General features: G+C 40.3%; 12 protein-coding genes. 1 reads left to right on the forward strand and 11 read right to left on the reverse strand.

Annotated elements, in window-relative coordinates; genetic code table 11:
* The 8 genes from IBX42_RS00780 to IBX42_RS00815 all read right to left on the reverse strand — a co-directional run.
* On the reverse strand, positions 1-1789 hold a 1789-nt coding region (locus IBX42_RS00780; protein ID WP_294927323.1), incomplete at its 3' end, for an ABC transporter substrate-binding protein.
* A gap of 28 nt (positions 1790-1817) precedes the next feature.
* Positions 1818-2147 (reverse strand): DedA family protein, encoded by a 330-nt coding sequence (locus IBX42_RS00785; protein WP_294927326.1) that lies wholly within the window; start codon positions 2145-2147, stop codon positions 1818-1820.
* 76 nt (positions 2148-2223) lie between these two features.
* Positions 2224-3153, reverse strand: coding sequence for a D-2-hydroxyacid dehydrogenase (locus IBX42_RS00790; protein ID WP_294927329.1), 930 nt, complete (start codon positions 3151-3153; stop codon positions 2224-2226).
* A complete protein-coding gene (gene purT, locus IBX42_RS00795; protein WP_294927331.1) occupies positions 3154-4317 on the reverse strand; it encodes a formate-dependent phosphoribosylglycinamide formyltransferase in 1164 nt (387 codons plus the stop codon).
* Between the two features lie 50 nt (positions 4318-4367).
* Entirely contained in the window at positions 4368-6530 is a 2163-nt protein-coding gene (gene flgE / locus IBX42_RS00800) for a flagellar hook protein FlgE (protein ID WP_294927333.1), read from the reverse strand.
* A gap of 204 nt (positions 6531-6734) precedes the next feature.
* Positions 6735-7991, reverse strand: coding sequence for a flagellar hook-basal body complex protein (locus tag IBX42_RS00805; RefSeq protein WP_294927336.1), 1257 nt, complete (start codon positions 7989-7991; stop codon positions 6735-6737).
* A 16-nt stretch (positions 7992-8007) separates the two neighbouring features.
* The gene (locus tag IBX42_RS00810) at positions 8008-8673 is read right to left on the reverse strand and encodes a FlgD immunoglobulin-like domain containing protein (RefSeq protein ID WP_294927339.1); all 666 of its coding nucleotides are present in this window, start codon (positions 8671-8673) and stop codon (positions 8008-8010) included.
* A 230-nt stretch (positions 8674-8903) separates the two neighbouring features.
* Positions 8904-10511, reverse strand: a complete 1608-nt coding sequence (locus IBX42_RS00815; protein WP_294927342.1) for a flagellar hook-length control protein FliK — start codon at positions 10509-10511, stop codon at positions 8904-8906.
* A gap of 96 nt (positions 10512-10607) precedes the next feature.
* Between IBX42_RS00815 and IBX42_RS00820 the strand changes: the two genes are divergently transcribed.
* Positions 10608-10853, forward strand: a complete 246-nt coding sequence (locus tag IBX42_RS00820; RefSeq protein WP_294927345.1) for a hypothetical protein — start codon at positions 10608-10610, stop codon at positions 10851-10853.
* Here IBX42_RS00820 and IBX42_RS00825 read toward each other — a convergent pair.
* Genes IBX42_RS00825 through IBX42_RS00835 form a run of 3 tightly spaced genes read right to left on the reverse strand, consistent with a single transcriptional unit; the run spans position 10840 to position 13595 of the window.
* Positions 10840-11256: a hypothetical protein gene (locus tag IBX42_RS00825; RefSeq protein ID WP_294927348.1), complete on the reverse strand. Its 417-nt coding sequence runs from the start codon at positions 11254-11256 to the stop codon at positions 10840-10842. The two genes, IBX42_RS00820 and IBX42_RS00825, sit on opposite strands and share 14 nt — an antisense overlap.
* Positions 11257-11313: 57 nt before the next feature.
* Complete coding sequence (locus tag IBX42_RS00830) at positions 11314-12291, reverse strand: argininosuccinate synthase domain-containing protein (RefSeq protein ID WP_294927351.1); 978 nt, start codon at positions 12289-12291, stop codon at positions 11314-11316.
* A 47-nt stretch (positions 12292-12338) separates the two neighbouring features.
* Complete coding sequence (locus IBX42_RS00835) at positions 12339-13595, reverse strand: DEAD/DEAH box helicase (protein ID WP_294927354.1); 1257 nt, start codon at positions 13593-13595, stop codon at positions 12339-12341.
* Positions 13596-13659: the final 64 nt, after the last annotated feature.

Consider the following 13659-nt stretch of genomic DNA (forward strand, 5'->3'; position numbering starts at 1 on the left):
CAGCCACCGCTTGGGTAACCATGCTTTGAAGCTCGCCATTTTTCTTTTTTAAAATATATTGTCTATAAAAAAATACGAACAATACAAAAAACGCCAAAAACAGACTCTCTTTTAGGTACTTAAACTCTATACCGTTTACATAATTGACAGAGACCCAATTATTAAAAAAGCTATTCACTTCCGGATGTTTGAGGCTTTTTGAGAGTTTTTCATAAATGGAAAAGAGCATAGCATCATCACTCCTTACCCCAAAACAGATGCCTACCTTATCATCAAACTGCCCAGATATTTTCAGATATACATTAGAGCTGTTTTTAAAAGCGTATGCCGCATTTATAAGAGTATCTATATATCCGTAATATTGTCCTCTCTCAACGGCTCTAAAGCCCTCTTTTAGTGAATTGACATAGTTTAGTTTTATCCACGGGTTTCTCTTTTTCAAATCCTCTATAAAAGGATTGCCTCTCACGACAACAAACTCTTTATCTATGATGCTATCTATATCTACTATATAATTTTGCGATTTTCTTGTCACAACTATAAGCTGTTCATAATGATAAGAGGTTGTATACTTTAAATCTTTCTCTTCTTTATTTGATACCGCCATAGGCACAATATCACACTCATTGTTTGAGATTTTTTGCAAAGCCTCTTTGTAGCTGCTGCTTTTTACATACTTATATTCGACATTGATATTCTCTTTTGTAAGATTTAAAATATCTGCAGAAACTCCTATAAAATCCTCATGCTCTATACCACTAAAAGGGAGCATAGATGTAATAGCGCAAACCTTAATCTCTTGTTTATTTCTAAGATAATCACGCTCCTCTTTGGTTAAAAATCCATCTTTAGCATTGAATATAAGTTTATCTATGTCAACATCGGATTCCACTAAACCTGTAACTCTATAGATATCCACTATTCTCTCTATTTTACTTTTTTTTATGCTCCCCAAAGGCACACTCTCTGTATAAGCGAGTTTTTTTAGTTCGTTCGCTTCAAATATCAGAGCATCTTTTGTCTTGTTGGTGGGATTGTACTTTTTGTAAATGATATCTACTGCTTCATCTATATTTCTAAAAGCGTACTCCCACCCTTTTATGGATGCTTTTTTAAAACTCTCTACTTTTACAGGATTTTTGCGAGCCTCTTCTTGCGAAGTGAAAAGTATATCGCTGTAAAAGTCAAAGCCTCTCTCTTTTGGGGAAAATAGCCTGTATGGTATCCCTCTTTTTTTTAAGGTAAAAGGTTCATTTGAAACATACCCCGTATAAAGATCAACTCTTCCATCAATCAACTCTTCAAGGTCAAAAGTATGCTTCTTAAATGTGATGCTGTTTTTATCTACCTTAGCAGCATTTATCATGGCATACACGGATGCAATCTCAACAGCGTTTTCTGTTGTCATGGCATTTCTAGAAGCAAAATCTTTTATACTCTTTATTTTTGAAGATTCGAGCGCTATCAGAGTAAGCGGTGAGGATTGGAATGCTGCACTAAGCAGAGAGATCTCTCTACCTTGAGCATAGTGCCAAACTAGGCTTGAGCGACCAATGCCGTATGTTGTTTTGCCGCTTAGTACATCACCAATCAGGTCTGTTTCATAACTGAATTTTTTTATCTCTACATCAAAACCCGCATCCTTGTAAAAACCCTTCTCTTTTGCCATATAATATCCGGCAAACTGAAACTGGTCAAGCCACTGAAGCTGCAGAGATACTTTTTGCAAAGAGTTTTGTGAAGCATGCATGGAGGTAAAAAGAAGTAAAAAAGCAAATATATATTTCATAAAATTCCGGCTGTTTAAATATGCTAGATTATACCACAAGAGTCAAAAAGTAGTATCTTGCAATCCTCAAGCTCCCAGCGATTAAAACAAACCAAACAAACCTGAGCCTAACCAAGCCCGCGACAACTGTTAGTGGGTCACCGATGATTGGAAGCCATGAGAGCAGAAGTGCATAATAGCCGTTTGCATGAGTGTAGTTGTAAGCTTTTGCTCCTGTTTTGGATGCTAAGAGTTTCGTTTTTGTCTTCTCGTAAAGCAGATAGCCTAAAAAGTAGTTTGTTATGATGGCAAGAATATTGCCGCTTGAGGCAAAAAAAAGTGCATTTAACTCGGGCATGCCGTTTGAGAGAGCTGCCACAAACGCAACCTCTGAGCTGAAGGGGAAGATAGTGGCTGCTAAAAAAGCTGAGAGAAAAAGTGCTAGCTCTGTTATGTTATCTGCTTGTAAAGTATGTGATATTTTCTATAACGCCCGCTATAAGTTTCTCTCTTGCTTCAACACTTGTCCATGCAATATGCGGGGTTATGTAGAGATTGTCTTGGTTTTTGACATGCAAAAGAGGGTGGTTCTGCTCCATCGGCTCGCGACTGAGGACATCTAAACCAAAGGAGATATTTTTCTTATCAATCACTCTTGCAACCGCCGCTTCATTGATGATGCCGCCGCGCCCAAGGTTTAAAACTACTGCCCCATTCCTACATGTTAACAGCCGTTCATATCCCAAAAGATTTGTAGTTTTCTCATTCAATGGCGCATGGATAGAGATAATATGGCATGTTTTTAAAAGCTCATCGAGTTCTACATGTGGATAGTCTTTATTGGAGTTTTTGCCGCTTGTAGAGAAGTAGCAGACATCCGCACCGAACATTTTAGCAACCCTTGCAACACCTTTGCCGATTTCACCCAAACCAATGATGCCCCATTTTTTACCCTTTATCTCAAAAAACGGATGTGAGACATCTGTAAAAATAGGGCTTTTTGCATAAGAGCCATCTTTTACATACTCATCATAATATCTAGAGTGTCCTATGAGGTAGAAGAGCATAGAGAATGTGTGTTGAATGACTGAATCTGTTGAGTATCCTGAGACATTTTTTACCTCAATGCCTCTCTTTTTTGCAGCCTCCATGTCTATATTGTTCATGCCCGTAGCAGCTACACAGATAAGTTTTAGAGCAGGTGCGTTAGTCATATGAGCCTCTGTTATAACCACTTTGTTAGTAACAATAACATCTGCATGAGCCATGCGCTCCTCTGTATGCTGCGGCAAAGTTGTTTGAAAAACATCAACGTCCCCTAACTTAAAGAACCCATTAAGAGAGGTATCGCCGAATGTAAGCGCATCAAGGATAACAATCTTCATTTAGCTGTCCTTAATGTTTTGAATCAACTCTCTTGCTCTCGCTAACGCTTTATCTGCTTTATCAAAAACAAGTGCAACTGCCAATCTTCTGCCTTTATGAGCTTCGGGTTTGGAAAAAATCCTCACAAAACTGTTATCACTAAAGAGGCTCTCATCAACACTTAAAACAGGAGCATTACTGTGGACTTCTGATTTAAACGCGGCACTCGCACCCTCACCGTAAAAGGTAAACCCAAGCGGAAGTCCAAGAACAGCGCGTAAGTGAAGTGCAAACTCGCTTTGAGACTGAGTGATTAGCGTAACCATCCCCGTATCATGCGGACGAGGCGATACTTCGGAGAAGTAGACCTCATCGCCCTTAATGAAGAGTTCAACTCCAAAAAGACCGCGACCGCCAAGACCGTCGGTTATCTTTTTTGCCATCTCCTGAGAGCGCTCTTTTGCAAGCGGGCTCATCTGCATCGGCTGCCATGAGAAGACATAGTCACCGCCCTTTTGCTCATGACCTATCGGCTCGCAAAAAACAGTCTCTTTGCCATTTCTAGCGGTGAGCATCGTTATCTCATAGTCGAAATCTACAAAAGCTTCAACAATAAGCTCGCTTGCATCGCCACGCGCCTCTTTTGCAATCTCCCATGAAGCATCAATATCTTCCGCACCTTTAGCAACGCTCTGCCCGTGTCCGGACGAACTCATAACAGGCTTAATAACACATGGAAAGCCCATGCGTTCAGCTGAGTCTTTTAAACCCTCTTTTGTAGTAACAAACTCATAAGGACCTGTTTTTAAACCCAGAACTTCTGCCGCAAATGTGCGGATATTTTTTCTGTTCATGGTCTTACTAACAGCACTCGCGTTAGGAATAACGTTATACCCTTTATCTTCGGCTGCAAAAAGAGCATCGATGCTTATCGCCTCGATCTCAGGCAAAATATAGTCCGGTTTTTCGCGGTGGATAATCTCTAAAACCGCATCTTTATCCTGCATGTTTACGACATAGCTTCTGTGTGCCACATGGTGTGCTGGCGCATTTTGGTATCTATCGACCGCGATGACTTCAAGACCTAGTCTTTGCGCTTCAATAGCGACTTCTTTACCGAGTTCGCCGGAGCCTAGAAGCATAATTTTTTTTGAGTTTGATTTTAGAGGAGCAGAGAAACGCATAATAATTCCTTCGTTGATATGAAGGAATTATAGCAGAGCAGAGTTAAAAATTATCGTTTTAGTCCGATAAGCGTCTCAAGAAGCGTATCTGAAGTGGTAATTGTTTTACCGTTTGCCTGATACCCTCTTTGAATGATAATGAGCTGCGTCAAAGAGCGTGAGAGGTCAACATTTGAAGCCTCAAGAGCTGCCGCTTGCATAAATCCGCGTCCTGCCGTTGCAGCCGTTCCGATAATCGGATCACCTGAGTTTGCTGTTTGAATAAATACGTTTCCGCCCTCGGTTGAGAGACCTTCGTTGTTAGTAAACTTTGCCATACCTATCTGCGCCAAACCAAAAGAACGACCGTTACTAAACGAACCGACTAGTGTACCGCTCTGATCAATTCTGATACCTACCAAATCTCCGCCGGTAAAACCATCCTGACTTATTCCAGAAGTTGATGAAATAGAATCAAAGCTTGTCATACCGTCAAAACTATTTGATGTACCCAGCTTAATGGAAACTTGCTGATTTGGAGCCGAGCCGTTATTCGCCGTAAAAGAGACGTTTGGCGGATTATAAGTCGATAGTGAACCGTCACTATTAAATCTAACAAAACCAGTTTTTTCGTTGTATGGCGTTATCGTATCTATCGTAGCAGGCTCTGGAACACTTATTTTCATATTCCAAGTACTTCCCGTAGAAGCGTCAACGGAAACTTTTCTAAACTCTGTTCTTAATGTATGTTTTGAGCCCAAAGAGTCAAAAACATCAATACTTGCAGAGTGCGTTGCCGCATTAAAGCCTTGTGAAAATGCTGTAGCAGTACTACCTGATGGCAAAGTTGCATTAAGCGCTTCCATGCTTCTAGTAAAGCTACTGTTCTCAGTTATTCCGCCGCCCGTAATACTGTTTGCATTCATTCCGGTGATAGAGAGATTTATATCATAATCATTGTCTAGTGAACCACCGGGATTTGAGAGTTCAAATTTACCCTGCTCATTAACAGTTACTTCTATATTATTTTCATAGATACCGTTAAGATTGGTGTCACCAGCAGTCGCTCTTGCCTGATTTTCTAAAGCTTCACGAAGATCGGCGATTGTTCTAAATTTTTTATCGAACCCTTCGGTTGTCGTAGCCCCTGTAGGATCATATTGGTATCTGTACGCAGTCGTAGCTGAGTCAGCAAGCGCAAAACCACTTCCATCAAGTGCACCGACCGCACTTATTCTAATATTATGCGAAGAATTTGAGTTCGAGTTGCCGTTTGTAAGGGTAATTGCTCCTGTTCCTGGATCATAAACAGCTTCAATGCCTGTTACTGATGTTTGGGCATTAATGGCTGATACAAATCTTGAAGCAGTTTGCGCCTGAGTCTCTCCACCCGGAGCGTTACTTGTTGTTATCTGCTTTGTTGTACCGTTATCCAACTCAAATGTAATATCCAACTCAGTATCGGCAGTAACCGGCACTGAAGCAGTCGTAGTTGTATCTATAAATGACGCCCATATACCCTGCTTGGCCTGAAGATTAAAAGCCTCGCCGGATTCATTGAACATAACACCCATGTCGCCTGACTCTATCGGATTTCCGTTTTTATCTATTGCCGCAGGTGAAGGAACAGCTGTTCCGGCAGGATAACTTTTTACCTCGTATGCAGCCGAATAGTTATCGACACGTGGACCAGAGTTTAGGTTTGCTTTGATTATGACATTTTGTGTCGGGGACGCAGGAGTTGTAAGTCCCGGCGGTATATTGATATTTGTTATCGGTGCGGTTGCATCTACGAGTCCTGTAGTCTGATCTCTAAGCCACCCCTGAACAATAAAACCGTTATTGTCAACAAAGTTTCCGCCGGCATCAAACTTGAAGTCGCCTGAACGCGTGTATTTGTATGTATTTCCGCCATCAGGAGAGACTATAAAAAAGCCGTCCCCCTGAATAGCAACGTCTGTATTTTTGTCAGAGTTCTGAACAGAACCCTGTGCAAAAATCTTAGTTACCGAGCTCGCACTCGCACCAAGACCAACTTGAACCGGGTTTTTACCGCCCAGTGAGCCTTGTGGCGCCGTAGCTATTGCTTTGGTCTGAGCAAGAAGATCCGAAAAGTTAGCACGTGAATATTTAAAACCTATAGTATTTACGTTTGCAATATTATTTGACTCTACGTCCATCGCTACCTGATGAGACTGTAGTCCGGATACACCGGCAAAAAGTGATTTTAACATTTTAAATCCTTTTTATTATTTGATATTATGCACTAAAACGGACGCGTTCGTTTTAGTGAGAGGGACTAAAGTCCCTTCTAGCCCCCTAAAGCTACGAAAAAAAGTTTTTCGAGAATTACAAGGTGTTTTATGCCGTTATTTGTAAAAGCGCATAAGCCTAATTATTATAAGTGAAAATACTTAGCATTTTGTGTTCCAACTTTGTTAAGCATCCATGCTCAAGGCTTTTTGAAGCATCTCGTCTGCTGTAGTTATTGATTTTGAGTTTGCATCGTATGATCTCTGCATAATAATAATCTCCGTAAGACCCGCTGCCATCTCAACATTTGAGCCCTCAAGCTTAAAGTTTGTCATATCCGTTCCTATAATATTTTTACCGTTTTCATCTTGAAAAAATATTGCTCTGCCGCTATTTTGAGACTCTGCAAATCTTGAACCGCTTACACGCTCAAGTCCTCTGTCATTTTGAAAATGGTATACGGCAACCATTCCGACTGCACTCTGCATACCGTTTGAAAAGGTTGCTATTACCTCTCCATTTTTGTTTATATCATAACCCAAAAGATCACCAGCTTCAAGACCGTTTGCAGAACTTGAGCTACTAAAAGTATCGCCCAAAGATATAACACCCTCATATCCCATTCCAAGATTTATAGCTACATCTGTTCCGTTATTATTAATTGATGCAAGGGTGTTGGAGATAAGCGCCCCGGCATCATCAAAACTTGCAACGCCACCGCTTGTAGAGTAAACTTCGGTGCCTTCTAAATTCTGAACCGTGGCAACTATATCCCACTGTGCCCCAGGTAAGACTTGCGGAACGCTCTTTGCGAACTCAAGTCTTAAATTGTTTCTGTTATTTTGTGCATCAATTATTCCTGAGCTTATAACCCTTGTCTCATCCCCTGCGGTCAAATTTCCATAAAATTTCGCCTCTGTAGTAGGCTGAACAGGGAAAAGCAGATCTTCCGGAAACTGGAGTTTTTGTTGCGCATCTACTGCTCCAAGCTCCAACTCTGCCAACTGTTGTGTCAGCACTCCGTTGTTTATGTTGCTCCCCATAGTTCCTAAAACATACTGTCCGTCATTTGTAACCAAATCTCTGTTTTTATCAAACAAAAAGGCTCCATCACGCGTATATAGAGGTTTGCCTTCTCCCTGAATACCAAACCAGCCATCACCCAAAATTGCCAAATCCGTACTTCTATCGCTGAGTTGAAAAACACCCTTGCTCTCATTCATGGCAACCGTATTTAACTTTGTACCGATTCCAACGCCGCTGCTCGCACTTGAAAAATCTGAGGCTGTTACGAGAGTCTTTTCAAAAAGCGAGGAGAACTCAGTTGTGTACCCACGAAATCCGACCGTACTTATGTTTGCCAAATTGTCTGAAATTACATCAATACCATACTGATGCGCTTTAATTCCGTTTATTCCCGTATAAAAAGCTTGGCTCATCATTTGTGTGTACCTCTTTTTAGTAGATCTCTACTACGTCCGAGAGAGATACATAGCTGGAGCCTATTTTAAAGTATGTATCATTGCCCTCAAACTTAACCGACTCTATAGGATACGCTCCCACTCTGGTTGTTAAAGCATCACCGTTTGGATTTTTATATGAAGCAGTTGCGTAATATATTCCACTGTTTACGGTATTGCCGTTTGTATCGGTTCCGTCCCATGTAAACTGGTAAACACCCTTAGGGTTTGTGCCGACATCCAGTGTCTTTAATATATTTCCGTTTACATCAAGCATCTCAACGTTTCCCTGCCCTATGTCATCGGGAAAGTAGATCTCAAAAGTAGTCTCGCTTCCCTCTTCAAAAACAATTGCGTTGCTTCCTGTATCGGCTGTTTTTCCAATAGCAGATATTGTACCAAACTGCTGTGAGATACCAAGTGATACAGCCAAATCAGATAGTGCTTTGTTTGTATTTTCAGTAGCTTCAAGCGTTGCGAGCTGTGATGTCTGAGTTAAAATCTTCCCACTGTCCATTGGCTCTGTGGGGTCTTGATTTTGAAGCTCAACCAACAAAAGAGTCATAAAGTCGTCTTTACCTAAAATCGACTTATCCTCAACCTTACTTGGAGTAGCATACTCCGCATTTGTCGCAGCATTTAATCCTGTTGATGTAATTGCCATAATTAACTCCTTAATTTTATTTCATAAAATGAAGGGAACCTTTCCCCTTGATTTGTCCACAAAAGGAACCCGTCCCTTTTGCTTCGCTAGCCGCTGTGGCACTACTTGTCTAAAGACTGATACTAGAAATCACTAAATGATTTCTAGTAGAAGCTTGCCTCATTTGAGGCAGATTTTATTTACTGATATCCCTGCCACTAAACGGACGAGTTCGTTTAGTGCGTAACAAGTTATATGTATCTAGGGACTACAATCTCTAAAGAGCTAAGTATCTCTTCATGTGTCTCTTCGCTCTCAAAATAGCCATACTCTTCATGGGCTCTCTGCTCATTTTGTCTCTGCTGATGTTGCCCACCTGCATTTGTATCGCCGCTTTGCGAACTATCACTAAAGTTCAATGTAGCATTATTTATTCCACTGTTGCTTAACTGCACTCTTAGCTCATTTGCATTCATCGCCAAAGTATTTACGGCAACATTGTTTGAGCTGATATTGACATGCAGGTTTTTGCCTCTTTGGACTATCGTCAGGTCAACCTCTCCCAAATGTGCAGGATTGAGCTGAATCTTGACTCTGGTAAAGGGTGATTTATAATCCTCGATAGCATTTTTTACATCATTTGAGAGATATTTAATCATCTGTTTTGCTTCATTTAACTTAACCTCAAAGCTGTCGGCTTTATGTGTTGTTAATGATTCTGTTTTTGAAGATGAGCTGTTTTGCTCGGACGAAGTTGAATCTCCACCAAGAAGCTGTTCAAGCGTTCTCATACCCTCTTGTGTCGCATTCGGCGCAATTACTTTGGCTGTAGCTGTGGAAAAATCAGCCGTTAAAACCAGATTGTTTAGTGATGGCTTCTCTTCTCGAAGAAGAAGCTTAAGCGTTTCATCCGCTTTTGTTTTGGGCGTTTTTTCTTCCGCCCTTTGCATGCTGTTTGCTTTTACCTGAACTATCTGCTCTGTTGTTGCATGTTGTTGCGGAGCTTGCGCCTTAAAAAGAGGTGTCTCTTTTATCTCTTTTTGCGCTTGTGTAAATTTTTCACTTCTGTTTATCTCTTGAGAAGCTTGAGCATTGGCTGTTTGCGCATTTGCGGCAACTCTCTGTGCATTTTTTTCATCAATATCAATGTTTTTACCAAGATTTTTCATCTCTTTTGGCACTTCTTGACGTAGCTCTTTTTGAGGAGTTTCTTTTGTCTGCAACGTCATCTCTTTTGCAGGCGCCTCTTGAGGGCTCTCTTTTTGAGAAACTTGACTCTTGCCGGGTGCTATTTCTTTTACAATCTCCATGCGTACATCTTTGAGACTTCCGTTATCTTTGAGACTTCCGTTATCTTTGAGTGGAGTCTTCAACTCCTCAAAACTGATTTTACTTATATCTATATCAAATTTTTTGGCAACCTCGATTAAGCCGCTCAAGGTCTTTGGAAGCTCTTTTATCTCCGCTTTTTTATAGCCGTCGCTATTTTTAATCTGCTCTTTTAGGTAGTTTTTTGCCTCCATAGTTAGTGACTTCATCTCCTCTTTTGTAAGCGAGGAGAGAAGCTTTGGATTGAGAAGCGATAACTCTTCCTCATCTTTTGAGAGAGTCAACTCATCGCCGCTCTTTAGCAAAGAGAGATTTTTCTCAGACTTTAAATCAACATGCAGAGGCTTGACATTTTTTGCTTCACTGCCAAGCGAGAGGATTAAAGAGCCGTTTTGAACACCTTTAACCTCTTTTTTTTCACTCACTCCCTTTAAGAGGTCTGAAAAAGAGATACTTTTTTCATTTTTTGGAGTAACTAATGCTAGGGGTGATGATGAGCTATTTTTACTTTTGCCATCCAACAATATCATTGTACACCGCCTTTATAATCATAGATTTTTAAAAGTAGTAGCACAAATTATTCCACTACTAAAAATATTAAAAAAATATAGCTATAATTTTGGATTATGAAACTATTACTATTGCTATTTCCGCTACTGTTAATTGCCGAAAGTCCTTTTGAGTCAAAACCCTCTAGTTTTGACATGTCTGCTTATGAGACAAAGAAAAGTGAGCTAAATGTTATGGCGGGAAATAATAGTAAAATCAGGTGCAGATATGTGTGTGATAAAAAAATCTATAAAGAGCAGGAGATTTCAGATGCATTAGAGTTCTATAAAAACTCTAATGAGTACAGTTTTAGTAAAGATTAAAGCTCTCTAAGCATTTAAGATCTTTTTTGTATGTCGCACTTATATTGTTTGCAAGCTCTTCGATAAGTGCTCTTGAACTCTCTCCATCTACGGGATAGCTCACCATGCTACTGTTTAAATCTCTTGCGAAGAACTCTTCAAACATATTTTTAACGATTTTTGTTCCATACTTATCCGTGTATGGCAGCAGAAAAAAGTAGTCTGAATCGCTATTTACGATAGCGTCAGAGTTTCTTAAAATCTGCTCTAAGGAGCTGTCTATGACCGATTGCTCAACTGCTGAAAAATCACAATAAAGTAAAGTAAAACTCTCGGCACGACTCTCATCTACCCTCTGAGCCAAACCTATACTCAGATCAAGAAACTGTCTAAAGTTGTCAAATCCAAAGTGTACTCCCGCCATCTTTAACTCCAAGTTTTAAAATTTGTCTTTTTAAAGTATATCAAAAATTATAAAATCTCACATTACTGTGTATGGCTTTATCTCATCCCTTGAATCAAACGGTACTGCCGTTAACTCCTCTTCATCGAAGCTAAGCGTATATGTTTTATTCTCCTGCGTTTTACAGTACGTTAGAATTATTCTTGCCGCAAGCTCTTTGTCTGCCGTAGTCGCATTTTTGCCAAGAAGCGAGTGGGGGCCGGGAAGAGCGATAGTTTTTATGTGGTAATATTTATCATTATCTATCTCTTGAAGATGTAGATTCTCATCTTTGTTTCTTCCAACAACCAGTTTTGCGCCATCAGGAAGTCTAAGATGGCGTCCAAACTTCATAACGGGGATATCTTTTACCTCAAATTTGTCATACTTAATAAAATCAAACATTTTCTTGGCAAAATTTTCGTCTGTTAAAAGGCAGCCGCCACCCGGAGTCTCAAAATCTTCAAGCCCTATCTCTTTTACAAGTTCAAGTTGCCTGTCACGGCTTCTTCCTACAATGCCCTCAAGTTTTTCTCTATCGACCCATCCCTCTATCTCTGCAATAGTAGGAGCGAGTGCTTTTGCGGAGAGCGGGCGCAATAATAGCCCATCACAATTACTTTCGTTTAAAACAGTTTGCATGGCATCTTTGTTTTGGCTCATGGGGCGCTGTCCTAAAACTTCACCGCTTATTAAAAACGATGCGCCCTCTGCTTCCATTACTCTTTTTGCAACCGCAAACATCTTTGCATGGCAATCTATACATGGGTTAAAATTTTTACCGTATCCATGCTTTGGATCAAACAGTACATCTTGTAAAAATTCACTCTCTATATCTACGATTTTAAGTTCTGCACCGACCTGCTTGCACATGTTTTGCATATGCTCAAGCCTACTTTTTGTGCTCCCGAAACCGGTATTGATATTTACTGCCAAAACCTCTATGTTTTGATCTACTATAAGTTTTATTGCTAGAGTTGAGTCTAACCCACCGCTAAATAGTGCGACTGCTTTCATCTTTTTCCTTGTAAAATTAATAATTTTTAAATAATTATATACTATTTCTACTTTTTTCTTCTAGATGGCTCTTTTGAAGATTTTTGAGCCGGTTTGTTTTGCGCTCTGCCTCTGGAGTTTGAGCCTCTGCCGCTACCGCCTTGGTTTATAGGCTCTGCTTTAATGCTTGGATCTGGTTTAAAATCTTTTAGCCATACTTTTGGGATATCGGTTTTTATTAGCTTCTCTATATTTGCCAAATACTCATGCTCATCTATACACACGAGAGAGATTGCCTCTCCCTTATTTCCGGCACGTCCCGTTCGCCCTATTCTATGGACGTAATCCTCAGGTACATTTGGCAGTTCATAGTTTATGACATGCGGAAGTTGGTCAATATCTATCCCTCTTGCCGCAATATCCGTTGCAACCAAAACTCTCACTTCGCCCGCTTTAAAGTCAGAGAGCGCTTTTGTTCTTGAGTTTTGACTTTTGTTGCCATGAATGGCAACAGCGGTTATGCCGTCCTTTTCAAGTTGCCCTGTCAGACGGTTGGCTCCATGTTTTGTTCTTGTAAATACAAGAACCTGCTTCCATTTTCCCTCGTTTATAAGATGCGTTAAAAGCTCACGTTTGCGCTCTTTGTCAACCGGGTAAACTATTTGTTTTACAATCTCTGAAGTTCTGTTTGGACGCGCAACCTCTATAAGTACAGGGGAATTTAGTAATTTGTCCGAGAGTTTTTTTATCTCATCGGAGTAAGTAGCCGAAAATAGAAGGGTCTGCTTCTGTTTCGGAAGAATTGCCAATATTTTTTTGATATCGTTGATAAAACCCATATCGAGCATTCTATCGGCTTCATCGAGTATGAGAAACTCAACATCTCTTAAATCTATGCTCTTTTGAGATACATGGTCCAAGAGTCGCCCCGGAGTTGCAACAACTATATCAACCCCTTTTTTTAGCTTTAATAGTTGAGGATTGATTTTAACTCCCCCAAAGATAACTGCTGATTTAAACGGAAGATATTTTCCGTAAACCTCAACACTCTCGCCGACTTGTGCAGCCAACTCTCTTGTTGGAGTTATTATAAGTGCTCTTATGCTCTGTTTTGACTTTGCGGGTTTTGTGCTGCTTAAGAGTTCGAGCAGTGGCAGAGTAAAACCTGCGGTCTTGCCGGTTCCCGTTTGAGCGCCTGCCAAGATATCTTTTCTGCTTAAAATTACCGGAATTGCTTGTTTTTGGATGGGTGTTGGTTCACTATACCCTTGTTCTTTGACAGCTTTTAGTAGAGGAGCTGATAAACCTAACGTGCTAAATGACATTCTAATCCTGATTGTAATATTTATACATAATAGCATAATTTATGCTAATGTGAGATATAATGTG

This window comes from Sulfurimonas sp., from assembly GCF_014859695.1.
Lineage (GTDB): Bacteria > Campylobacterota > Campylobacteria > Campylobacterales > Sulfurimonadaceae > Sulfurimonas.